This window comes from Litchfieldia stipae (genome assembly GCF_014837155.1).
Taxonomy (GTDB): Bacteria; Bacillota; Bacilli; order Bacillales; family Bacillaceae_L; genus Litchfieldia.
The window spans coordinates 303,874-326,418 of the sequence record NZ_JACYHA010000005.1; the positions used below are offsets into that span (position 1 = coordinate 303,874).

Below are 22,545 nucleotides of genomic sequence, written 5' to 3' on the forward strand. Positions count from 1 at the left end.
GTTTACTGATTTTTAAGTAAACAGCAGATGGTAAAATAATGAGTTAAGAAGATTAATTGTCTACTAGGAGGCGTACTAGGATGGAGCATTGCATTTTTTGTGAAATCATTTCCAAAAGAGAAATGGCCTATATCATTTATGAAAATGATCATGTTATTTGTTTCTTAGACAAGTTTCCAATCAACAAAGGACATGTTTTAATTGTACCCAAGCGTCACTATCCAGAGTTCAGTGAAGTGGATTCGAAAAGTCTCACTGAAGTTATACTTGTTGCTCAAAAAATCGCACAATCCCTTGAAAAATCTTTATTAACCGATGGTATTACTGTGATGCAAAATAACGGGATGTTCAAGGATGTTGAACACTATCATATGCATATCATACCAAGATTTAGAGAGGATGGCTTTTCCTGGAACGAACCTGAAATTGAAGTAATTGAGGATGAGTTTGAAGCAATAAGGCAGAAGTTAATAGGAAACTTGTCATAATGACGTAAAGACCTTCTACCATGAAGGTCTTTAGCACACTTTTTTATTTCGATGTATACCTATCTTCATTTTCATAAGTAAACAACTTCGCTAATTCAATCAATTCAGCTGCATTAAAATCATCAGTTGCTACTGACTGAGAGTAGAAATAATAAATATTCTTGTCAGTAATGACCTGTAATCCACTAAATCTTACTGTGCCGTCTACGCTTTCTTGGAGGACTGCTCTCTGTCCTGCAATCTCTATTTCTTCGGTCGTATATGCTTGTGCAGGATACTCAGGATGGGCTAATGCCATCTTCACTCTTTCATCCACGGATTGATGGTGCCTCTGTGTGTGAACAGAAATATACCTACCAACAGTAGTTGTAGAGTAATGGGCAGATATGGAGAAGTTCACTTTATCTCCCGCTTTATCCATAACTACATTTAATTCTGGTTCCCCATTGATCGTTTCTATTTTCTTATATGCATCCAATGGATACACTGTGTGTTTATGCCCTTCTTCAGTTAATACAATTTGTTGTTTCCCTTTGATATCTTCAATTGTATAATGAATACCTTCAATAAACTCATTCACTTCGCCCCTACTGACTGGTTGAACTCCCTGCTTATCAATGGAAAACTGATCTTCACTTTCTAGAAAAGTATGGATCGAAAATAGCCCAATTAGTAAAAGAACGACTGTTATTACACTGGGAGTCCATCGATTGAACTGAGCCTTCACCTTCAATTTCCACTCATCCTTATTGATCTCATTGAATATATTTTTTCCAACTCGCTTTTTACTGTCTAGATTCCATTCAATCTTCTGATCTAGTGTTTTCAGAGTGTAGCTTAAATAAGGCTTTTCTTCATGAGAGTTCTTCATAAGTAAATCCCTCCTCAATGAGCTTGCTTTCTAATTCGCTCAATCCTCTTGATAATGTTGATTTAACTTTACTTTCTGACCACCCTAAGATTAGCGCCGTTTCTTTCGTCGAGAATTCCTTTACTTTTCTTAGGAGGATGACTTCGCGATAGGTCTCTTTTAAACCTGAAAGAATATGATAGAACTCACCAATTTCCTCTTGGATAACCACTAATTGTTCCGATGAGGGTGATACGGTGTTCTCTTTTACATGTAGGATTTGCTTAATAAGTCTTGTTCTTTTCTCTCTTCTTAGAGAATCAATTGCAAGGTTTCGTGCAATTTTGAATAGCCATGTTTTCTCCGAAGACAAATAGTCAAAATGGTGAAAGCTCTTGTACCCTTTGATAAACGTTTCTTGCGTCAAATCCTCTGCTTGATGGACATCCTTAAGCATGATGACTAAATATTTAAAGATGGAATCACTATGATGCTCGTACCAATCTCGCAATTTCACCTTCTTTTCATTGTCAGAGAACACGTAAGGTCCTCCTTTCTGTTTTTAATATCTAATAGACGAATAAATTAATCATTTGGTCGCAAAAATGGTAAATTGACTCGATAATCAAAAAAATTAGTCATTTTTCAAAATAAAACAATTATTTATCTTATAATTATAGTAAATGTGAGGTGAAAATAAATGAACTTATTCCTTCTTGTATGAATCGTTTGAAAACTAACTGAAGCACGTTCGCTGTAATCTTTACTCCATACTCTGAAAATCTACTTAACTGGAGGGAGTAAAGAATGAACTATATTAATGCGGAACGTGTATTACCAGAAGAAGTCATTAGATTGATTCAACAATATGTAGATGGTAAGCCGTTATATATTCCAAGAAAAACAGAAAACAAAAAATCTTGGGGTGAGAATAGCGGAACACGAGAATCACTTAAAAAGAGAAATAAAGACATTTATACAGACTCACTTCAAGGAGTTAGTATAGGTGACCTAGCCAGAATGTATTTTTTATCTGAGAAAAGTATACAAAGGATCATTCGACAAGAAAAATCACAACATGTATAAGCGAATTCAGGATACTTATTTTTCTTGTAAGTATCCTTTTTTGCTCAAAAACTTTTCCCACTAGTTTTTGAGGTTTCCTTTCCTCACAGCGATTGGTAAGATATTACAAGATAGTAAGAATCTTGATAAATAAGCCTGATTTATGTGGGAGGAATAATAGTATGACTACTATTTTGAAACAATTGACAGCCATGCAGGACAAAATTGAGTTCTCAGGTACGACACTTGTCAAAAGGAACAAAGAAGTGGTGGCAGAACGAAGTAATGGTTATGCCAACCGTTCTGAAGAAATTAAAAATAACAACTTTACTCGATTCGGGATCGCATCTGGATGTAAGCTTTTCACAGCAATAGCCATTTGCCAGCTTGTTGAACGTGGGAAGCTATCATTTGATTCAACATTAAAGGAGTGCCTAAATATTCCTTTTCCTGCTTTCGATGAATCTATCACGATTCATCATTTACTTACACATACTTCTGGGATCCCCGATTATTTCGATGAGGAAATAATGGAGGACTTTGAGGAATTATGGGTGCAAAACCCTATGTATAGAATAAGAAAGTTAGAGGATTTCTTACCTTTATTTCAAAACCATTCGATGAAACTGAATGTTGGCGATAGGTTTCATTACAATAATGCGGGGTATATTGTGCTTGGGTTAATTGTTGAACAGGCCAGTAGGATCCCCTTCACAGATTATATTCAAGAACATGTATTTAATAAAGCCGGTATGAAGAACTCAGGATATTTTGAATTTGATGCATTACCACCAAATACGGCTATTGGTTATATTGACTTTCCTAATCGAACGTGGAAAACAAATATCTATTCCCTTCCTGTAAAAGGAGGACCTGATGGTGGAGCATACACGACGGTACAAGACATGGATAAGTTGTGGGACGCACTGGTAAATGGGGAGCTTTTAGGTAAGCATTACACACAAAAATTACTTACCCCTTATGTCTATACAGAGGAAGATGATAGTTGGTACGGATATGGTGTTTGGATTGATAAAGAAAATGAGGTTATAAAAAAATATCATATTATGGGCTATGATCCAGGTGTTAGCTTTCATTCTGCTTATTACCCTGAAACCAATTACAAGGTTGTTGTGTGTTCAAACAAATCAGAAGGGGCATACGACATGATGAGAGTGATTGAAGAGGGATTTACAAAGGACATATCATAATATAAAGGAAAGTTTAACAGTGTATATTGGAGGCGTATTGTTTGGATCGATTATTATTTGTATTTGGATTACTAATGTTTATCTTCTGCCTCATATTCTTTGTCATGAATTTTATTGGTGAGTATGATGGAATGACATTAATTTGGACATTGTTCGGCATGTTAAACGCAGGAATTGCAATAGGTGTTTCTGAGATTTTAAGTACATTGAAATATAAGAAATAAAGAGTGCAAGCCTGTATCAACAGATTAGTTAATCACTAATCAAAGATACAGGCTTGCACATTGAGGCTATCTACTGTTCCTTCTCCCTCTTCCCCCAGATCCAGATTTACTTTCTGATCTGCGGTGATCGGAGTTTCTTCTTGTTGACGATTCATTTCCTCTTCTTCTGTCATTCCCTCTTGCTTCAGGACCTCGAGGTCGGGATTTTCTAATTTGCTCATTTCGTTCCTGCTGATAGTCTTCTCTGTCAGGAATACTAACCCCTTTGATCACTTGCTTTTCCAAGGTTTGATTGATTCCTATTTCAATCATACGTAAGAAGTCGAGATCCTTTGGTGCGACTAGGGTAAAAGCAATTCCGTCTCCACCCGCACGGCCGGTCCGTCCAATTCGGTGAACATAGCTCTCGACATCATGTGGGATATCATAATTGAATACATGGGTGACCCCTTCAACATCAAGACCTCTTGCTGCTACATCGGTTGCGACTAGGAACTGAGTCTTTGCTTCACGGAAACGTTTCATTGCTTTTTCACGTTTCGCTTGTGTTAAATCACCGTGTAACTCGTCTGCTTCATAACCATTTGCCACCAGTGCATCGTACAGCTTCTTCGCACGAATCTTTGTCCGGCAAAAGATGATCGCTAGGAACGGTCGTTGTTCTTCAATTAAATGAAATAAAGTCGCTTGTTTTCTACGGTCAGTCGTTTCAATAACAACTTGTTTGATTTCTTCAACGGTTACTTTTTTCGCCTTCACTTCGATTAACTCTGGCTCAGTCATATACTTTTTCGCTAAGGACTGGATTTCCTTTGGCATTGTTGCTGAGAATAGCATCGTTTGCCGAGTTGAATAGGTCTCGTGAATGATGTCATCCACCTCTGGCAAGAATCCCATATGTAACATTTGATCCGCTTCATCTAATACCAGCATTTCCACGGTGGATAGATCAATGGTTTCACGACGAATATGATCTAGTAATCGTCCTGGAGTCGCAACGACGATATGCTGTGCCCCTTTTAGCTTTTTCAATTGGTGTGCAACATCCTGCCCACCATAGACTGCAAGGACATTTACCCCTTCAAGGTTCTCAATCATTTTCTTGATTTCTTTTGAAATTTGCTGAGCTAATTCTCGTGTTGGTGTCAAAATCAGTGCTTGCACATCTGAGCGGTTTACATCTATTTTTTCAAGAATCGGTAGGACAAATGCTAATGTCTTTCCCGTCCCTGTTTGTGCTTTTGCAATGACATCCTTTCCTTCAAGAACTGCGGGAATCGTTCGTTCCTGGATCGGAGTTGGTTGCACAAGTCCTAATGACTTTAATGTATGGTTAATTTCCTTTCGAATGCCAAGCTGTAAAAAATCAGGCAATATCATCACGTCTCTTTTCTTATAAGAATGCTTATTTACTATAGCATATTATTCAGCAAACACTATACTTGAATCGTATCTCCGACCGCAAAAGAATAGCTAGAGATCGTTCCTTGAGGAAATTCAATGACCGATGTCGCATGCTTAATCGGAAAAATCAAGGTCCACGGCTTCACATTTTCTTTTAATGCGATAATTCTCATCTCTTCATTCAAGAACACGACATCAATTGAAAAAAACATAAAGAACATATGAATCGAGTTACAAGGCTTAATCCAGATTCCTTCATTCTCAATTGGTTCAACCCGAAACATCAAGCCTTTAAATCGTTTGAAAAACGTATGGTATTCTTTAACCTGAATTGGTATTTCCTTACTTTTTTCTCCAGTTTGTAATTTCATAAGCACCAAATCCCTTATGATGAAGTATTATAAGCTTTGTCAAATTGTTCTTATTTCACTCTTTCCAGATTCATGTAGGACATGAAATAATTTGTCATTGGTGAAGAACTCTAGAGGTGATATGATTTCTTCACAGGCAGCGAGACACGGGCGATGAAAGACGTGAATCAATCTCGTTATCGTTGTTTACACTAATGATAAGGGCAAACCAAGGGAAACCTTGAGACGCAAAGCTATAGGGGCTTCATCGACTGAGTCGATATGCCAGCCAGTTGCCGAAAATAGTTGAACTTTAAACTATTCTTCGGGGGATATTTTTTAGCAATTCCGTACTAAAAAAATCCTGAAGGGTGGAATATATATCATGAAAAAGCAAATCAAACGTTTCATTAAGGATGAGAAGGGTCAAGGGATGACTGAGTACGGTTTAATCTTAGGAGTTGTTGCACTAGGTGCGATTGGTGCATTCTGGGCATTCGGTGACACATTAACAACTAAAGTTGGCGAAGTAACAACAAACATTACAAATGGTTTTACTAAACCATAAAAATAAACATTCATTCAATAGATAGATAAAAAAACACATTTTAAAATCCTACTTTCCGTCTTGCAATAGGCAGTGAAAGTAGGATTCTTTACGGGGGGAGAAACTTTATGACAACAATGATCTTAGTAATCGCCTTAGTCATTTCATTCTTCACAGATGTAAAACAAAGAAAAATTCTTAATATCGTCACTTTACCAGCTATCCTAATCGGGATTATTTCAAATACTGTAACAAGTGGCTTTCACGGTCTTCTTTTTAGCCTATTAGGTGTCTTAACAGGATTTGCGTTATTATTTATTCCTTATGTATTGAACGGTATGGCTGCTGGTGACTTGAAATTAGTGATGGCAATTGGCGCGTTAAAAGGTAGTGCATTTGTATTCGGTTCTTTCTTATATATTGCGTTATTTGGTGGAATAATAGCTCTTATCATCTTACTTTTCCAAAAAGATTTCATGAACACGTTAAAACGAATGGTCGTTTCGGCACAATTTAGAACATTAGATAGCTTAAGCAAAAAAGAGTATCACCACGCATTTCCATATGGTGTAGCGATAGTGTTAGGGACTTTCAGTTATTATGGAATGAACCTGTTATAAGAATGATATTTCATGCGGAGTGACGAATCATGACAAGCAACCAAAGAGGTCAAGCAACAGTTGAATTAGCATTTTCACTCGTTATACTCGTACTTTTTCTATTCGCAATCATTGATTTCGGACGTATTTTCCATGCTTATTTAACGCTTGATCATGCAAGTCGAGAGGGTGCTAGAATCGCCAGTGTGGGTGCAACAGATTCTGAGGTGATTGCACGTGTCAAGGGCTCAGCCCCTCTCCTTGATTCAACAACAGTGTCTGTTTCGATCACTCCCCTTCCCCAAGATCGAGTAAGAGGGTCATATGTAACCGTTGAACTCGCATACCCTATTTCTTTCTCGGTCCCCCTCCTTGCGAATGTAGCACCAAATCCTCTTACCCTTCGTTCAAAAACCGTGATGAGGGTGGAATAAGATGAAGAGATTGTTGAAGAATGAAAACGGACAAGTCATCATCTTAGTTACCCTCTGGTTAACTATTTTTCTTGCATGTACAGCACTTGTGGTCGATGTCGGTTCTTTATATCTCGAGAAAAGTCGATTGCAAAATATTGTCGATGCCTCAACCCTTGCTGGTGCCCAAGAGCTTCCTGCTAATTTCATAAAGGCTCAGGCTGAAGCTGTGAATACAATTATCGCGAATAACGGAAATCCAAATAATTTTTCGATTGAAACAAATACTACCCATACAATGATTGAAGTGAGAGGAAGAATCACAGGAACATTGTTTTTTGCAACAGCCTTAGGGATTGATGAGCCTATCATTGAAGCAAGCGCACGAGTCGAGCTCCAGCCCTTGACCGCTGTTACTGGTGCGATTCCACTTGGGATTTTGCATTCCACTACGATGAATTTTGGAACAAAGGTTGCACTTAAGGTCAGTGATTCAGCCAATGGAAATTTTGGAGCGATTGCTCTCACAGGACCAGGTGCAAAGAATTATGAAACCGATTTAACCTATGGCTACGGAGCTCAATTATATGTTGGGGAATTATTAAATACGGAAACAGGAAAAATGGCTAATCCCACTGTCAACGCAATATCGAAACGGATCTCTGATTGCCCAAATGCGACCTATTTAAATTACTCACAAGGTTGTTCTCGCGTTGTGATTGTTCCGATTTATGTTCCAGTGCAAGGAACAAGTCAAAAAATCGATCAGGTCAGAATCGTCGGTTTTGGTACGTTCTTTATCGATCACGTGACTTCAACAAGTGTAGGCGCAGCGGTAGAAGGTTATTTTATCAGAAGCAATCATTCCGGTGATTCTGCACCCGGGCAACATGATTATGGAACATATAGCTATAAATTGACCAGATAGATGGTGATATGAGTGAATACGAAAAAACTATGGATGTTTGCGATTATATTTGGGCTGGTGATGTCAGTGTTATTCTTCATGATGACGTCGATGAATAACAACGCAACGGTTTCAGAACCTCCTCCACCTGAAGAGAACGTAGATGTAGCTGAAGATATTGAACCGACAAGTGACTCGATACCAATTGAAATTGGCCATCGAGCGATTACACTCCCTGTTGATGAGATTCAAAGTGTATCAAGGTTTGTCAAACCTGGCTCTTACGTTGACATGATTTCAGTAATTAATGGGAATCCGAGTACGGCACAGCTTTTACTACAGGATGTCAAGGTTTTAGCTGTTGGTACAACGACTGAAAATACCCAAGTAGAAGCTGCTGCAACTGAGACTCAGGACCCTTATACGATGGTGACTGTTGAATTGGATCCAGAAGATGCAGTTCTTCTAACACTTGCAAGACAAAACGGATTTATCACACTTATACAACGTGCCACAGATGATCATGAACGAACACCAAATGTCAATCTATCATTAGAGCAGTTGATTAAGGGGCAGATACCACAATGATGATTCACTACTTTATTTATTCAGACAAGCAAATGTACTCTAGTGCGGTAAAAATGATGCTCGATGACTTAAAAATTCAAAGTCGAATTTTTGATACACTCCCAGATTTAAGAGACGAAATTAGTGATTCCAAAGGAACTGTCATGATTATTGGGCCAAACTCTGCTCAAGACCCTTATGACATTTGTCAGGAATTATCCCGAATGTACCCGCTAACATCTGTTTTGCTTTTATTACATAAGGAATCCATTGATTTGAAGCAAGCGATGTTCTCAGGTGCAGTTGATGTTGTTGATATTGATAGTGATGAATCTGAGGTCATTAAGGCCATTAAAAAAGCAGAAGAAGTCATTAGGATTAAGGTGAAGCACGACCAAGAAATGAATGGGATTGTGAGAGAAGCAAAGGTCATCACTGTTTGTAGTACAAAGGGCGGAGTTGGGAAAACGACGATTAGTGTCAATATTGCTGCAGCATTGAACAAACACCGACTAAAAGTTGCTGTCCTAGATTTGGATTTGCAGTTTGGGGATGTCTCTCTCCTTTTCGATCTTCAGCCAACTCAAACCATCTACGACTGGGTGAAGCAATCCTATGAAAATGGGGATAAATCCTATGATCGCTTTTTGTCAAAGCATCCATCAGGAATCGATGTATTAGCCGCTCCCTCTCTCCCTGAATTTGCAGAGTTAATTAGCGGAGAGCATATTCTTTATTTAATTGAGGCGATGAAGCAGGAATATGACATGATCATTATTGATACCCCACCTTCTTTCGTTGAAACAAGCTTGGTGGCACTTGAAAATTCTGATGTTATTTTACTGATTGCTTCTTTGGACCTCCCTGCTCTTAAGAACGGGCAGCTTGCGATTGAGACCCTTAACTTATTAGGTTTAGAAGATAAAATCAAGGTGGTTTTAAACCGCGATTCGAAAACCGAGAGAATGTCGATAGAGCTCGTCGAAAATGTACTCGGGCGAAAGATTGAAGCAAGCATTCCGAGTGATTACCACACGGTCATCTCATCAATTAATAAAGGAGAATCATTTGTCTCTGGCGAACCAAAAACTGCCGTTGCCAAAGCAGTGATGAAATTGACGAAGCAACTTATCTCGAAGATGCCTTCTGAAATAGAGACACGAATTGAAGAACCGAAGAAAAAAGGATTTTCTTTTTTTAACCGGAAGAAGAAATAGGAGGAGATTGTCTTGTCCCTATTACAAAGAATCAATGAAAAGAATCTCTCAACTCCATCAAACCGGGGGCAGAAGGATACCTCGATTCAAAAACGCGAATCCAATACTCCCCCACAGGAATCCGAATTAAGAAAACAATTGCATAGCCATTTAATCTCTGAATTAAAGAAGAAGCCAACGCTAACAGATGAAGAACAACAAGCCTTAATCGAGAAAGAAGCCATGAACTTCTTAAATGATAAAAGTGATCGCTTGTCATTTGAAGGAAAGCAAGAATTGATTGACGCTGTTTCTGATGAATTAATTGGCTATGGCCCGATCACCACTTTATTAGAAGACACTGATGTCTCTGAAATTATGGTTAATGGTCCCTACCAAATATATGTTGAGAAAAAAGGGAAGCTCGTATTGAGCGATTCGTATTTCAGAGACGACGATCATGTCTTGCAGGTGATTGAAAAAATTGTCTCCCCTCTTGGCAGACGGATCGATGAAAGCAGCCCAATGGTTGACGCTCGCTTACCTGATGGTTCACGTGTGAATGCAATTATCTCTCCACTTTCATTAGTAGGGCCATCCATAACCATTCGGAAATTCCCTCAGAATCGGCTACAAATTGATGACCTTATTCGCTTTGGTTCGTTAACAGAGGACATGGCTGACTTTCTTGATGCTTGTGTCAAAGCTAGGTTGAACATTTTTATCAGCGGTGGGACAGGAAGTGGAAAAACAAGCCTACTGAATGTTATGTCCTCCTTTATCCCTCATGATGAACGAATCATTACGATTGAGGATGCTGCAGAGCTTCAGTTACTTCAGGAGCATGTTGTGTCCTTAGAAACAAGACCTGCGAATATCGAAGGAAAAGGTGCGATTTCGATTCGAGATTTGGTGAAAAATTCATTACGGATGAGACCTGATCGAATTATTATTGGAGAGGTTCGTGGTGGTGAGGCTTTGGACATGCTTCAGGCGATGAATACTGGGCATGATGGCTCTCTAGCAACCGGTCACTCCAACTCCCCACGTGAGATGCTCTCTCGTCTTGAAACGATGGTGCTCATGGCCGGGATGGACCTTCCGATTCGTGCGATTCGCGAGCAAATTGCTGGTGCCGTTGACTTAATTATCCAGCAATCTCGATTAAAGGACGGAAGCCGTAAGATCGTAAACATTACTGAAGTGATTGGTATGGAAGGAGAAACGATTGTCCTTCAGGATGTATTCTTGTTCGATCAAACTGGAATGAGTGCGGAGGGGAAAGTGATTGGCAAACATAAGGCTACTGGAATTCGTCCATACTATGCGGAAAAGCTTGAACAATACGGTTATGAGCTTGAAGCAAGTTGGTTTAATGGAGAGTGAGAACTCATGATGACAGTGATTATATTTATTGTTGCTACCCTCAGCTTTGGCTATATCGGAAGCTTGATTGTTAAGAAAACAAAGCGTGTTGAAAGACGGATTGAGCAATTAATGGTAAAGAAAGTGCCAGACACTGAAATAACGACGGAGAGAAATGCCCCGAAAAAAACCCATTTGAAGGATTGGGTAAAGCGTTTAGCTAAAAACGTTCGCACAACTGACCAAAAGCAACAGAAGCTTGAGCATGAATTAGAAAGTGCCGGGATACCGATTAAGGTGGAAGAATTCATTACGATTAGAATTGCGCTATTTTCAATTACGCTTTTACTTTCTATCTTACTGGGGGTTCAATATTTCTTTGCCCTTTTAATCGGTTTTGTCAGCTGGAAGCTTCCATCAATTTATATTAAACGGAAAAAGGAAAAAAGAGTGGCCGCTTCTGGTGCTCAACTTCCTCAGGCCCTTGAAACGATGGCAAGTGCGATGAAATCTGGATTTAGCTTTATGCAGGCTATGCAGCATGTGGCAAAGGAGATGCCTGACCCGATTGGGATTGAGTTTTTGCGGACAATCAAGGAAATTAATCTTGGCATCTCCATGGATGCAGCTTTCGATCAATTATTAAAAAGGTTGCCTAATAAGGATTTAGAAATGGTGTTAACAGCTGTCCTGATCCAGCGTTCCACAGGTGGGAACCTCGCTCAAATCTTGGAAACCATTCACGAAACGATATCAGATCGGGTTCGAATGAAGGATGAGTTGAAAGCACTTACTTCGCAAGGAAGGATTTCAGCACTTGTCATTACGCTCCTCCCTGTTGGTCTTGGTTTACTATTAAATCTCATGAACCCCGAATATTTCACTCCAATGCTGCAGCATCCCCTAGGCTGGGCCTTACTGGGCGGCGGGATTGTTTCTGGAACGATTGGTTGGATACTGATTCAGAAGATTGTTACGATTGAGGTGTAAGAAATGCTCTCATTTTTCTTTTGGCTGTTTTCATTCTTGTTTTTTAGCTGCATAGGATTTCTGCTATTACTGTTTTTTTATAAGGAAAAAATGGTGATTTACCGTCGTGTTGCACCGTTTATTTCTGGACATGGACAACACGAGCAAATCGAGGACCTTGACGAGTTGAAGCAGAAGAGTCTGTATGAACGATTGATTCAGCCACAGTTGATCAAAATCCGGGAAATGGCTGAGGGGCGCTTACCGAAGCAGAAAATGGCTCAAATTGAGAAACGATTACAAGCAGCTGGCCATCCCTTTGGTCTTTCAGCAAGTGACTTTCTATTAGTTCAAATTTTGTTACCAGTAGCTATCTTCTTAGTGTTCTCTTTACTCCTTGTTCCCGCTGCTGATGAAAAGATGAAAATGCTGTTTTTGGCTTTGGTTGGTTCTATGTTTGTCCTCATGTACCCAAATTATTATTTAGCTGCTAAAAGTAAGCAACGTACGAAGTTAATTGATAAGGCGATGCCGGATTTCTTTGATATGTTAAATGTCTCAATTGAAGCTGGGATGGGCTTAGATGGTGCGTTAAAAAAGGTGTGTTCTCAAATTGACTCGCCTTTATCAAAGGAATTTCTATCTGCATTAGACGATATGAAGCTTGGAAAATCAAGAAAGGTTGCCTTTGCTGAATTAAGAGAACGCGTCCCTTCTGAGTTTTTCCAAAGCGTAATGTCCTCGATCATTCAAGCTGATCAAATGGGAATTGGGATGAGCAAAGTGCTGCGCACACAATCTCAGCGAATCCGTGAAAAGCAACGATTCCAAGCAAAGGAACAAGCCATGAAAGCCCCGGTTAAAATGCTAATACCAATGGTTTTCTTCATCTTCCCTACGTTGTTTATCGTGTTAATTGGGCCAGTTGTTGTGAACCTTGTGACACAGTTTTTTTCTTAAGAGAAAAGAAGAGACTGACATTGAATCAGCCTCTTCTTACTTTCTTACTCTTAGCTTGTTCTTCTTCGATTCCAAATAAATAATACAGATCCAGCGAGTAACAACACGAATCCGGCTAATAAATAATTGAATGTATTTGTAGCCGTATTTGGAAGTTCATTCGTTTTTCCTACATTTGGGTTCTTTGGTTTATCTGGCTTCTCATTTTGTGGTTGTTCTGGTTGCTCTGGTTGTTCCGGTTGCTCTGGCTGTTCCGGTTGCTCTGGTTGCTCCGGTTGCTCTGGCTGTTCCGGCTGTTCCGGTTGCTCTGGTTGTTCCGGCTCAGGAGTTGGTTCCGTTGATTTAACTAAAGTTAATACTCCAAATACAGAAGTATCCTGATATCCAGTACCTGTCGTGTCATTCCATGTAGCTGCGCTTTGACGAGCCCCGTCTTTTGCGTCATTGATTTGAACGTCAAAGCCAATTTTTGTGTTATCTTCTGGCGTAATCGTTCTTAAAGGAATCTTCACTTCTACTGTATAGCCATTACCTGAAACATGAGTAGCAGATTCAAATCCTTCTGCAATGCTTCCAGGATTGAACGTCGTTTCATTGTCAAAATTCACGCGATATTGTCCATCATCCCCTTCATAGAATGATGTTTTTCCATTATTCTCATCTACAAACACTTCAATTGAATCCTGTTCCCATGCATTTTGACTTGATTTATCAAGCTGTGAATCACTTACTCGAATTAACGCATATAGGTTTTCTTCATCCCATAGGACTTTTGCAACTCCTGTTGCTCCCTGCCAAGCCGATTGATAACGATTCACCTCAAGTTCAGGTGCATCACTCCAAACATCATCAATCGTTCCGTCAATTACTGGTGTACCAAATGTAGCTGTTCCAAGCGTGGCTTCTTTTTCTTCAAAATCATATTCTGCAATAAATTTATCTGGATCAATAACTGCATAATAGGCTGGTTTCGCTTGCATGTCCTTATCAAATAGCAATGGACTTTGAGCTGCTCTCCAGCTAGTTGCATCATTTAATCCCCAGAACGTGACTCGAGAAATATGCTCCGAATGCTCTTTGTATAACTTAAATAATTGAGCATACAAATATCCTTGTGCAATTGCTTGATCTTCTGTTTGAACATTATTGCTTCCCGCAGTCACATCAAGCTCTGTTACACCAACTTCTACTCCCAACGAAATAAACTTTTCTAATGAACGTCTAACATTTTCTGGATTCGTATTTAAGTTGTAGTGTCCCTGCATACCGATTCCATCAATGAGAAGATCGCCATCATGCTCAGCAGCATACTTCTCATTGATTTCTTTGACCATTTGATAGATGGCTTCAGCTTTATTTTGATTATCATCGTTGTAATCATTGTAATACAGTTTAATGTCCCATCCATTTGCCTCAATGACTTCTTTGGCAGCGAGATACGCCTGCTCAATATAATCTGTTCCAATCGCTTTTAACCAACCAGATTGACGTAATGATGCCTTCCAATCTGAAGGATTTGGTGGGTTATCGTTCATAGCTTCATTGACAACATCCCAAGAAACCACGTTTGGTCCGAAATGCTCAACCACAGTTTGAACATGGTTTCTTAAATTAGCCAGTGCCACGTCACGACTTAACGGATTCCCGTTCGAATCTGTATGCAACGCTTCATTTGATTGCTGATGCCAAACAAGAACGTGACCATGCATCTTCAAGCCTTGTGCTTTTGCTTTCTCGACAAGCTCATCTTCAGCGGTGAAATCAAATTCGCCTGCATCATTGTAGGCATAACCTGGTTTTAATGCATTCTCTGCTGTCACAAGATTATGATGCAGCTTCAGCAACTCAAGTCGTTTCCCTTCAAATTCTGAACTAGAAACGGCGTTACCAATTAAGAAGTGGTCTTTGTACACATCCATAATTGGAGTTAACTCCTCAATTTCAATCGGTGCTGAACCAGTAGGCTCAAATGTAATATCATCAATATAGAATGATGCTGTACTATTATTTGAGCTTTCTACGTAAATCGTTAAGAATTCATTTCCTACACTGCTGTATCGATACGTCCCTTCTAATTGAACCCATCCGTCTGCAGTGCTTACCGTTTTTCCTTGAAGGTTATTGTAGCTGGCACCATCTCCGTCACCTACCTGTGTTGATAACTGAAGCTGAGAAGTATCTGGTGAAATCAACTTCACCCAAGCTGAAATCTTATATTCTGCCCCTTTGTCAACATATTGCTCAACACGTAAGGCTGGACCATGCCATGTATTTGATCGATTCTCAACTTTTAGCGCATAAGAACCATCTTCTGTATGATTCGCTTCATCAGTTACCGTTAGCGTTTCAGAACCATGTCTTCCTTCAAAACCACCTGTTGATTGATCTTCAAAGGTAATGGTTGTGAATGGTTTTGCAGGTTCTCTTGGCTCTTCTACGCCCGGCTCTTCCTCACCACCACCAGGAGTTTCCTTCTCAGTAATCAGAAGATCACCAAGATAGAAAGGAACCGTTTTTCCCTCCTCGTTCGATTGAATTCGTAATGCTCGATCCTTAGTAGTATCAACAGTGAATTCTCCTGTTAAAATAAATGCTTGTCCTGCCTCAAAATTGGCATTTAAGTACAAGCCATTGTAGCTGTCTACATTTTGCAGTAAAGCCTGTGCACCACTAGGAACACTTACACTACCATCAACATAACCTGTCGCAGTAATTGTATAGGTTCGACCATGTTCCATCCCAATACTGCTGAAGCTTACTTCAATACCGTCCCAATTGTTAGCCCTTCCACTTACAAGCAAGGCGTTTCCATCATCATTTCCATCAAAAACAATGCCTGACGTTGGAGTCAACTGAGCATTTCCACTTTTCGTGGCGACACCAACACCACTTTCAAACGTTTCATGATAGACTACTTTTTCAGTAGCAGGTTCTTCCACTGGTTCTTCTGTCGCTTTTTCAGCTGTGATGAGAAGGTTGCCTATGTAGAAGGGAACCGTTTTTCCAGCTTCATTTGATTGGATTCGAAGAGCTCGATCCTTACTTGTATCAACTGTATACTTTCCAGTTAACGTGAATGCTTTGCCTGCCTCAGCAGTTGCATTAAGAAACAAGCCATTATAGCTATCCACATTTTGAAGCAAGATCTGTGCATCACTAGGGACTTCCACATCTCCGTCAACATAACCAGTTACAGTAATCGTATAGGTCTCTCCATTTTCCATTCCAACGTTACCAAAAGGGATATCGACCCCATCCCAGTTATTCGTTCTTCCACTGACAAGGATGGCATTTCCGTCATCATTGCCATCAAATATTTTTCCAGTGACGGCCTCAACCGTCGCATTGCCAGCAACCGTCGCTACACCTACTCCCCCTTCAAAGGTTTCGTGATAAATAGTCGTTGTACCAGTATCCTCATTTGCTTCTGCCTTAACAATAGGCTTAATCCAGCCTGATGGTAATAGTAAGATGACGACAAGAATCAATGAAATCCATCTTTTAAGCTTCCTGCTCATTCGTGACATTCCTCCATATTCTTAATATCTTCATATAAATTAAAACGCTTACAAATAATAAGAACTCCCTCCTTTCAATCTATAATTATACCTTGTCACCCTAATACCGTTATCCCTACAAACTAAAGAACTTACTGTAGAAATTAAATATCATGAAAAAATTTGACGTCTTTAAAAGCCTAATTTTCCGCGCCTTCAACTTGATCTTAGAAATTTATTAGAAAAAAAGTGAATTTTATCTTTTGTAATTGAGTATGTTTATGCTATTATAAATATTGCTTGTATTGGAAAGCGACTATTCGAGATATTGGATCTTTCCAAGCAGATAATTTTTGACCACTCCCTAAAGGATGTTAAGGCCATACGGACAGCCGGGTCAAATGCCGATTGGCAACCAATAGTTGCCTTATTGATTGAGTTAGAAGCTCAAATTTTATAAGTTGGTTACTTTATAACCAGTGCATTGCACAACAACTTGTGAAACGGTCAATAAGAGTGGTAAAAGTAATTATTTGCTATTAGACTCTGATCCATTGATGATATATTTCGAATATTAAAGAGCTTTCTTCCAAAGGTCCTTGTACGTATTGGTACATAATGCTGTTTAAAAGGACTTACTATGCTATTTAATATTGATTATTATATCTAGAGCAAGTGTGATGCGCGATGAGAAAATCGTGGATGCACTTGCTTTTTATTTTGGAATACGTGGAGTCAAGAATCTCTAGTTGAAGTGTTTTGCAATCAAATTTATTACGTAAGGGGAGAGTATAATGGGAAAAGCTCTTATTATTGGTTGTGGAGGAGTGGCTTCTGTAGCCATTCAAAAATGTGTTCAGAACAGTGACGTATTTGAAGAAATTTGTATCGCTAGTCGTACAAAATCTAAATGCGATGATTTAAAAGCAAAGCTAGATGGTGGAAAAACAAAAATTACAACTGCACAAGTTGATGCAGATAATGTAGATGAGCTTATTGCTTTAATTAATGAAGTTAAACCAGATATCGTGATGAACCTTGCATTACCATACCAAGACTTAACAATCATGGATGCGTGTCTTGCAACAAAGACACATTATATGGATACAGCAAACTATGAGCCAGAAGATACAGCTAAATTCGAATACAAATGGCAGTGGGATTACCGCGAGCGTTTTGAAAAAGCTGGTATCACAGCACTATTAGGAAGCGGTTTTGACCCAGGCGTAACTGGCGTATTCTCTGCTTATGCATTAAAGCATTATTTCGATGAAATTGAATATATCGACATTCTAGACTGCAATGGTGGCGATCATGGCTACCCATTCGCAACGAACTTCAACCCTGAAATCAACATTCGTGAAGTGTCTGCAAACGGACGCTATTGGGAAAATGGTGAATGGATTGAAACACAACCAATGGAAATTAAGCGTGTCTACAACTTCCCAGAGGTTGGCGAGAAGGACATGTACTTACTATATCACGAAGAGCTTGAATCTCTTGCTCAAAACATGCCAGGACTTAAGCGTATCCGTTTCTTCATGACATTCGGACAAAGCTACCTAACACATCTTAAGGCTCTTGAAAATGTAGGAATGACTTCAATCGAACCAATTGAATTCGAAGGAAAACAAATCATTCCACTACAATTCTTGAAGGCTGTTTTACCAGATCCAGCAACATTAGGACCACGTACAGTTGGTAAGACGAATATCGGTTGTATTTTTAGAGGGAAAAAAGATGGAAAAGAAAAGACTTATTATGTATACAATGTATGTGACCACCAAGAATGCTACCGTGAAGTAGGTTCACAAGCAATCTCTTATACAACTGGTGTTCCTGCAATGATCGGTGCAGCAATGATTCTTACTGGAAAGTGGAACAAAGCTGGCGTATACAATATTGAGGAATTCGATCCAGATCCATTCATGGAAGAGTTAAACAAATGGGGACTTCCATGGGTAGAGGATTTCAATCCAGTTCTTGTAGATGAAGATACGGTTGAAGAGAAAGAAGCGGAGTTAGTTCGATAACATGAAATTCGAAGAACTACCAACACCTTGCTACGTTGTCGATGAAGCACTCATCGAGCGAAACCTTAAAATCCTAAACGGTGTGATGCAGCGTACAGGAGCAAAGATCGTGTTGGCACAAAAAGCTTTCTCAATGACAACCATGTATCCCCTCATCGGAAAATATTTGAGTGGCACAACTGCTAGTGGCTTATATGAAGCACGCTTAGGCTATGAAGAAATGGGCAAAGAAAATCATGTCTTTGCCCCTGCCTATCGTGAGGATGAAATGGATGAGATCATCTCAATTTGTGATCATATTATCTTCAATTCATTCTCACAATTGGAGAAATACAAAAGCAAAGCACTACAAGCTGGCCGAAAAATCGGTTTGCGCATTAATCCAGAAATCTCAACTCAAGAAGGTCATGAAATCTATGACCCTTGTTCTCCAGGTTCTAGATTTGGTGTAAGATTAGAAGATTTCCGTCCAGAGCTTCTTGACGGTGTTTCAGGTCTTCACTTCCATACTCTTTGTCAGCAGAATTCAGATGATCTTAAGACTACATTAGATGCAGTCGAAGAGAAATTTGGACAATGGCTGCCTCAAATGGAATGGATTAATTTTGGTGGAGGTCATCATATTACAAGAGAAGATTATGACCTTGCCACGTTAGAAGCTTGTATTAAGAGAATGCAAGATAACTATGGACTAGAAGTCTATTTGGAACCAGGCGAAGCGATTGCCCTAAACGCTGGGTACCTTGTCACTTCTGTTCTTGACTTCCATACAAATAAGATTGATATTGCAATCCTTGATACATCAGCAACATGTCATATGCCTGATGTACTTGAAATGCCTTATCGTCCTCCACTAGTAGGTTCAGGTGAAGCTAACGAAAAACCATTTACCTACCGCCTAGGTGGACAAACCTGCCTAACTGGCGATGTCATCGGAGATTATTCCTTTGACCAACCATTAGAAATTGGGGACCGCTTAGTATTTGGTGATATGGCCATCTACACAATGGTGAAAACCAACACATTCAACGGTATGCCATTACCAGCCATCGCTGTTCAAGATAAGAATGGTGATTGTAAAGTTGTTCGTGAATTTGGATATGAAGATTTCAAAAATCGTTTAGCATAACATCAATGAACCAGACTCATCATAATGGGTCTGGTTTTTTTCTATCTTAATATTATTTTTGATTTTTCAAACTATTGTCGGTATAATAATATAAAAACGGGAAAAGAAGATGATATTTTGTTATATAAGACCTTGGAGTTCAAAAATGTAGATGGACAATTTGTAAAAATCATTGATATCCCATTCCTTGATGAATCGAACCACTATTATTTCATGGTACAAATACGCTTGCAAAAATATCTATCATCCCTCTACCAGGAACCACAGATACAGGACAGAACCAGCTATTCCTTTCGAGATTATATGAAACGAAAGCTGAAATGGGCTGATTATAAGGAATTATTTGAGCTCGAATCTTATAAGAACAATGCTTAATAATCAGCCTTTAATCGAAGGAAACCAGCAGAAGAATCTGCTGGTTTATTTCTTAGAGTGAATGGCTCCGTAACCTCTGTAAGAGTCTAATAGGAATTCAGTCTGCTAAGTATGATTCTGAACTGTCAATCGTCTACAAACTTATCAAACTTATCAAACGTTTATAACTGATTCATATCTGATTCAATCCCATGCTCATCAACTAAGTCCTGTAGTTCATATTGGAAGTCCATGATTAATTGATATCCTTCATACATGACGTTATTGGCTTCACCCATTAAATCATAGCTTTGCTCTTCAAGGGCTGTGATCATTTTCAACATACCATTTAATTGAAGTTGGGCACCATCAATATATAAGCGATGAAGATCTCGTACTTCCTTGGTTTCTGGGCGCAATTGCTGAAGCTCATTTGTGAACTTTCGATAAATCGGAATCACCGCATCCACCAATGCATAATACAAGGTCTCGTCATCAACATAATTATCACCTGTCACGGAATCATAGATCCCTAATGCTTCTGCTTCAAGGGGACCAAGAGGTACAATCCCTTCATGGTAATAGGCATATAAGTCTTCCTTCACACCATCAGTCTCTGTTGAAGTTTCTTCTTCAGTCACTTCTTCTTCCTCAATTGGATCTATATCAGTTTCTGTCTCAGCTTCCTTTTCGTTTTGCTTCTCCTCTTCAACATCCGTAGTCGTTTCATCAGTCGGATCATCCGGAGTAGCTGAGTTGTTGCTACAGCCAATGATAAAACTCATTCCTATTACACAAAACAAAAGCATTATATATTTCCTCAATCTCATCTCTCCCTTAGTTTTTTCCATTCTTTTCCATTATAACGGATGGACAAAAAGGGGTGCGTGAGAAAAGGAAATAAGGACTACCCAAATTTAAGAAAGTTTATTTCACTCTACAATATACTTACGAATTTCGCGATAGTACAACGCATTTTGAACAATTAGAACCAGTAAGATAGCCATGATAAATAAATAGCGATCTAAAGGAAATAGCATAAACAACATGATTAATGGCATGACATTCGAATAAAAGGTGTATACATTCTTAGTTGCGTTCTTTGTCACCTGATTAAACATCTCATCATCCTCTAAAAACTCAATCGGCCTTAGAAATGAGAACGCATTTTGCTTACGGTTTGGATGCTCTCGATTGTGGCTGATTAACTTTGTGAAATAGGCAACAAAAAACACAATTACTAAGAAAAAGCCCAAAAATGCAGCCAAGATACTAGGTACGTGCAAGTTGATTACTTCTCTGCCATCCACTGTTTCAAACACACCTTCTAAATCACTAAATAATAAATCTGCGGCATAAACAGCACCATATGTAAAAATCATCAAAATCACAAATATAGCAATATTCCATAACGGTAGCTGTACTCGAAAATCATGTTTACTCATTGATATCCTCTCCCTCTAACCAAAATAACTCGTCCACATTAATCTTTAAATGCTTTGCCAGACGTAGTGATAACGTAATCGAAGGTGAAAAATCACCCTTTTCAATAAATCCAATCGTTTGCCTTGTAACACCAACACGCCCTGCTAATTCAGACTGTGAAAATCCATGTCGAGCTCTTAATTCCTTCACTCGATTCCGAAGCATGATGAACTCCTTTCGATTTAACAAGTTAATTATTATATACATAATGTAATGTTTACTTAACATTTTGTCAATAATTATTCACAACATTTTTCCAAATAATATCAAAATGAAAAATAGGAATTTATTTCTTTTAGTGTTAAACTAGAATTATAATATTACATAAAATAGGAGGCTTTTAAATGAAACTCAACCATATTTGGATTTTTTTAATGGGGGTTGCGACAACACTAGTGATCTTGCCATTAGCAAAAGCACTAGGAATTCCGTCATATGATCTGTTACTCGTGACGTTATTTGGAGAGAACAGTATTTGAGCTTTAATATTTACAGTAGTTCTTCTTCTGATGATTTTTACGTTCGTCTATAAAATTAACAAAAAAACGAACAAAAACGTTCCAAGTACATAATCCTGGAACGTTTTTTATTTGTTATTTATTACCCGCTGAGAATGGGTTAATCTTCAATTTTTCTTTAAAAATCAACTCTTTGTCCACATATACTTTACAATTTAAGAAGATGATCCCACCCAGTTTCACTTTTACGACTTTAGATTGATTTCCGACTTCAATCTTAGCAGTTAACTTTTGGGATGAAGATAGCCATGAATACCATCGGTCTCTAGTTTTTTCACATACTAGTTGATTATTAATATACAATTCCTCCCTCTATAAATATTGATATATCAACGGTTTGACTCGTTGCTAGAGTGTCAAAAAAATATTTTTCGACACGGTTCCTAATAAATTTTTCATAATATGTGAAACTCT

Annotated in this window: 25 protein-coding genes and 1 riboswitch; of the genes, 17 read left to right on the plus strand and 8 right to left on the minus strand. The window is 38.8% G+C overall.

The features are described from left to right. The first annotated feature begins 80 nt into the window (after window positions 1-80). Window positions 81-488, plus strand: coding sequence for an HIT family protein (locus F7888_RS08985; protein WP_191778834.1), 408 nt, complete (start codon window positions 81-83; stop codon window positions 486-488). 43 nt (window positions 489-531) lie between these two features. Here the strand turns inward: F7888_RS08985 and F7888_RS08990 are convergent, their stop codons facing one another. Continuing rightward, window positions 532-1,359, minus strand: coding sequence for a hypothetical protein (locus F7888_RS08990; RefSeq protein WP_191778835.1), 828 nt, complete (start codon window positions 1,357-1,359; stop codon window positions 532-534). Continuing rightward, window positions 1,343-1,879, minus strand: a complete 537-nt coding sequence (locus tag F7888_RS08995; RefSeq protein ID WP_318246252.1) for an RNA polymerase sigma factor — start codon at window positions 1,877-1,879, stop codon at window positions 1,343-1,345. Before F7888_RS08995 ends, F7888_RS08990 begins: the two co-directional genes overlap by 17 nt. A gap of 266 nt (window positions 1,880-2,145) precedes the next feature. On the opposite strand from F7888_RS08995, the gene F7888_RS09000 reads away from it, so the two are divergent. From F7888_RS09000 to F7888_RS09010, 3 genes are all read left to right on the plus strand, one after another. Then, window positions 2,146-2,424, plus strand: coding sequence for a CD3324 family protein (locus F7888_RS09000; protein WP_191778836.1), 279 nt, complete (start codon window positions 2,146-2,148; stop codon window positions 2,422-2,424). 161 nt (window positions 2,425-2,585) lie between these two features. Next, entirely contained in the window at window positions 2,586-3,614 is a 1,029-nt protein-coding gene (locus tag F7888_RS09005) for a serine hydrolase domain-containing protein (RefSeq protein ID WP_191778837.1), read from the plus strand. A 41-nt stretch (window positions 3,615-3,655) separates the two neighbouring features. Beyond that, a complete protein-coding gene (locus F7888_RS09010) occupies window positions 3,656-3,838 on the plus strand; it encodes a hypothetical protein (protein WP_191778838.1) in 183 nt (60 codons plus the stop codon). Between the two features lie 66 nt (window positions 3,839-3,904). Here F7888_RS09010 and F7888_RS09015 read toward each other — a convergent pair whose 3' ends face one another. After that, window positions 3,905-5,212 carry a DEAD/DEAH box helicase gene (locus tag F7888_RS09015; RefSeq protein WP_191778839.1) on the minus strand — a complete coding sequence of 436 codons (1,308 nt, stop codon included), beginning with the start codon at window positions 5,210-5,212 and terminating at the stop codon, window positions 3,905-3,907. A 62-nt stretch (window positions 5,213-5,274) separates the two neighbouring features. Further along, window positions 5,275-5,613, minus strand: coding sequence for a DUF192 domain-containing protein (locus tag F7888_RS09020; protein ID WP_191778840.1), 339 nt, complete (start codon window positions 5,611-5,613; stop codon window positions 5,275-5,277). 192 nt (window positions 5,614-5,805) lie between these two features. Next, a riboswitch (cyclic di-GMP riboswitch) is annotated at window positions 5,806-5,893 on the plus strand. Window positions 5,894-5,977: 84 nt separating this feature from the next. On the opposite strand from F7888_RS09020, the gene F7888_RS09025 reads away from it, so the two are divergent. The 9 genes from F7888_RS09025 (at window position 5,978) to F7888_RS22915 (ending at window position 13,115) form a co-directional block, all read left to right on the plus strand. Next, the gene (locus tag F7888_RS09025) at window positions 5,978-6,160 is read left to right on the plus strand and encodes a Flp family type IVb pilin (protein WP_191778841.1); all 183 of its coding nucleotides are present in this window, start codon (window positions 5,978-5,980) and stop codon (window positions 6,158-6,160) included. A 107-nt stretch (window positions 6,161-6,267) separates the two neighbouring features. Continuing rightward, on the plus strand, window positions 6,268-6,759 hold the full coding sequence (locus tag F7888_RS09030) for an A24 family peptidase (protein WP_191778842.1): 492 nt from the start codon (window positions 6,268-6,270) through the stop codon (window positions 6,757-6,759). Window positions 6,760-6,788: 29 nt separating this feature from the next. Next, on the plus strand, window positions 6,789-7,172 hold the full coding sequence (locus F7888_RS09035; protein ID WP_191778843.1) for a TadE/TadG family type IV pilus assembly protein: 384 nt from the start codon (window positions 6,789-6,791) through the stop codon (window positions 7,170-7,172). Between the two features lies 1 nt (window position 7,173). Beyond that, window positions 7,174-8,079 (plus strand): Tad domain-containing protein, encoded by a 906-nt coding sequence (locus F7888_RS09040; RefSeq protein ID WP_191778844.1) that lies wholly within the window; start codon window positions 7,174-7,176, stop codon window positions 8,077-8,079. Between the two features lie 12 nt (window positions 8,080-8,091). Continuing rightward, window positions 8,092-8,646 carry a Flp pilus assembly protein CpaB gene (cpaB, locus tag F7888_RS09045; protein ID WP_191778845.1) on the plus strand — a complete coding sequence of 185 codons (555 nt, stop codon included), beginning with the start codon at window positions 8,092-8,094 and terminating at the stop codon, window positions 8,644-8,646. Further along, on the plus strand, window positions 8,643-9,842 hold the full coding sequence (locus F7888_RS09050; protein ID WP_191778846.1) for an AAA family ATPase: 1,200 nt from the start codon (window positions 8,643-8,645) through the stop codon (window positions 9,840-9,842). Before cpaB ends, F7888_RS09050 begins: the two co-directional genes overlap by 4 nt. A 12-nt stretch (window positions 9,843-9,854) precedes the next feature. Beyond that, a complete protein-coding gene (locus tag F7888_RS09055) occupies window positions 9,855-11,207 on the plus strand; it encodes a CpaF family protein (protein ID WP_225228679.1) in 1,353 nt (450 codons plus the stop codon). A 6-nt stretch (window positions 11,208-11,213) separates the two neighbouring features. Beyond that, a complete protein-coding gene (locus tag F7888_RS09060) occupies window positions 11,214-12,176 on the plus strand; it encodes a type II secretion system F family protein (RefSeq protein ID WP_191778847.1) in 963 nt (320 codons plus the stop codon). Window positions 12,177-12,269: 93 nt separating this feature from the next. Further along, on the plus strand, window positions 12,270-13,115 hold the full coding sequence (locus F7888_RS22915) for a type II secretion system F family protein (RefSeq protein ID WP_191778848.1): 846 nt from the start codon (window positions 12,270-12,272) through the stop codon (window positions 13,113-13,115). Window positions 13,116-13,165: 50 nt separating this feature from the next. Here the strand turns inward: F7888_RS22915 and F7888_RS09070 are convergent, their stop codons facing one another. Further along, window positions 13,166-16,633, minus strand: coding sequence for an endo-1,4-beta-xylanase (locus F7888_RS09070; protein ID WP_191778849.1), 3,468 nt, complete (start codon window positions 16,631-16,633; stop codon window positions 13,166-13,168). Between the two features lie 773 nt (window positions 16,634-17,406). Here F7888_RS09070 and F7888_RS09075 point away from each other — a divergent pair. The 3 genes from F7888_RS09075 to F7888_RS09085 are packed head-to-tail and all read left to right on the plus strand — an operon-like array spanning window position 17,407 to window position 20,149. After that, the gene (locus tag F7888_RS09075) at window positions 17,407-18,645 is read left to right on the plus strand and encodes a saccharopine dehydrogenase family protein (RefSeq protein ID WP_191778850.1); all 1,239 of its coding nucleotides are present in this window, start codon (window positions 17,407-17,409) and stop codon (window positions 18,643-18,645) included. A 1-nt stretch (window position 18,646) separates the two neighbouring features. After that, entirely contained in the window at window positions 18,647-19,774 is a 1,128-nt protein-coding gene (nspC, locus tag F7888_RS09080; protein ID WP_191778851.1) for a carboxynorspermidine decarboxylase, read from the plus strand. Window positions 19,775-19,798: 24 nt separating this feature from the next. After that, entirely contained in the window at window positions 19,799-20,149 is a 351-nt protein-coding gene (locus F7888_RS09085; RefSeq protein WP_412095988.1) for a DUF2535 family protein, read from the plus strand. Between the two features lie 161 nt (window positions 20,150-20,310). Here F7888_RS09085 and F7888_RS09090 read toward each other — a convergent pair whose 3' ends face one another. The 3 genes from F7888_RS09090 to F7888_RS09100 all read right to left on the minus strand — a co-directional run bounded on the left by F7888_RS09090 (window position 20,311) and on the right by F7888_RS09100 (window position 21,778). Continuing rightward, window positions 20,311-20,952, minus strand: coding sequence for a hypothetical protein (locus F7888_RS09090; RefSeq protein ID WP_191778853.1), 642 nt, complete (start codon window positions 20,950-20,952; stop codon window positions 20,311-20,313). A gap of 108 nt (window positions 20,953-21,060) precedes the next feature. Beyond that, a complete protein-coding gene (locus tag F7888_RS09095) occupies window positions 21,061-21,573 on the minus strand; it encodes a hypothetical protein (RefSeq protein ID WP_191778854.1) in 513 nt (170 codons plus the stop codon). After that, entirely contained in the window at window positions 21,566-21,778 is a 213-nt protein-coding gene (locus F7888_RS09100; RefSeq protein WP_191778855.1) for a helix-turn-helix transcriptional regulator, read from the minus strand. Before F7888_RS09100 ends, F7888_RS09095 begins: the two co-directional genes overlap by 8 nt. Window positions 21,779-21,957: 179 nt before the next feature. Here F7888_RS09100 and F7888_RS22815 point away from each other — a divergent pair, with 179 nt between their 5' ends. Beyond that, window positions 21,958-22,092, plus strand: coding sequence for a hypothetical protein (locus tag F7888_RS22815; RefSeq protein WP_263601188.1), 135 nt, complete (start codon window positions 21,958-21,960; stop codon window positions 22,090-22,092). Window positions 22,093-22,545: the final 453 nt, after the last annotated feature.

What these genes read in the sequence shown, in the direction of transcription:
- F7888_RS08985 (WP_191778834.1), top strand. Translation starts at nt 81, where the DNA reads ATGGAGCATTGCATTTTTTGTGAAATCATTTCCAAAAGAGAAATGGCC.
- F7888_RS08990 (WP_191778835.1), bottom strand. Translation starts at nt 1,359, where the DNA reads ATGAAGAACTCTCATGAAGAAAAGCCTTATTTAAGCTACACTCTGAAA.
- F7888_RS09000 (WP_191778836.1), top strand. Translation starts at nt 2,146, where the DNA reads ATGAACTATATTAATGCGGAACGTGTATTACCAGAAGAAGTCATTAGA.
- F7888_RS09005 (WP_191778837.1), top strand. Translation starts at nt 2,586, where the DNA reads ATGACTACTATTTTGAAACAATTGACAGCCATGCAGGACAAAATTGAG.
- F7888_RS09020 (WP_191778840.1), bottom strand. Translation starts at nt 5,613, where the DNA reads ATGAAATTACAAACTGGAGAAAAAAGTAAGGAAATACCAATTCAGGTT.
- F7888_RS09025 (WP_191778841.1), top strand. Translation starts at nt 5,978, where the DNA reads ATGAAAAAGCAAATCAAACGTTTCATTAAGGATGAGAAGGGTCAAGGG.
- F7888_RS09030 (WP_191778842.1), top strand. Translation starts at nt 6,268, where the DNA reads ATGACAACAATGATCTTAGTAATCGCCTTAGTCATTTCATTCTTCACA.
- F7888_RS09035 (WP_191778843.1), top strand. Translation starts at nt 6,789, where the DNA reads ATGACAAGCAACCAAAGAGGTCAAGCAACAGTTGAATTAGCATTTTCA.
- F7888_RS09040 (WP_191778844.1), top strand. Translation starts at nt 7,174, where the DNA reads ATGAAGAGATTGTTGAAGAATGAAAACGGACAAGTCATCATCTTAGTT.
- F7888_RS09050 (WP_191778846.1), top strand. Translation starts at nt 8,643, where the DNA reads ATGATGATTCACTACTTTATTTATTCAGACAAGCAAATGTACTCTAGT.
- F7888_RS09060 (WP_191778847.1), top strand. Translation starts at nt 11,214, where the DNA reads ATGATGACAGTGATTATATTTATTGTTGCTACCCTCAGCTTTGGCTAT.
- F7888_RS09070 (WP_191778849.1), bottom strand. Translation starts at nt 16,633, where the DNA reads ATGAGCAGGAAGCTTAAAAGATGGATTTCATTGATTCTTGTCGTCATC.
- F7888_RS09075 (WP_191778850.1), top strand. Translation starts at nt 17,407, where the DNA reads ATGGGAAAAGCTCTTATTATTGGTTGTGGAGGAGTGGCTTCTGTAGCC.
- nspC (WP_191778851.1), top strand. Translation starts at nt 18,647, where the DNA reads ATGAAATTCGAAGAACTACCAACACCTTGCTACGTTGTCGATGAAGCA.
- F7888_RS09085 (WP_412095988.1), top strand. Translation starts at nt 19,799, where the DNA reads ATGGGTCTGGTTTTTTTCTATCTTAATATTATTTTTGATTTTTCAAAC.
- F7888_RS09095 (WP_191778854.1), bottom strand. Translation starts at nt 21,573, where the DNA reads ATGAGTAAACATGATTTTCGAGTACAGCTACCGTTATGGAATATTGCT.
- F7888_RS09100 (WP_191778855.1), bottom strand. Translation starts at nt 21,778, where the DNA reads ATGCTTCGGAATCGAGTGAAGGAATTAAGAGCTCGACATGGATTTTCA.
- F7888_RS22815 (WP_263601188.1), top strand. Translation starts at nt 21,958, where the DNA reads ATGAAACTCAACCATATTTGGATTTTTTTAATGGGGGTTGCGACAACA.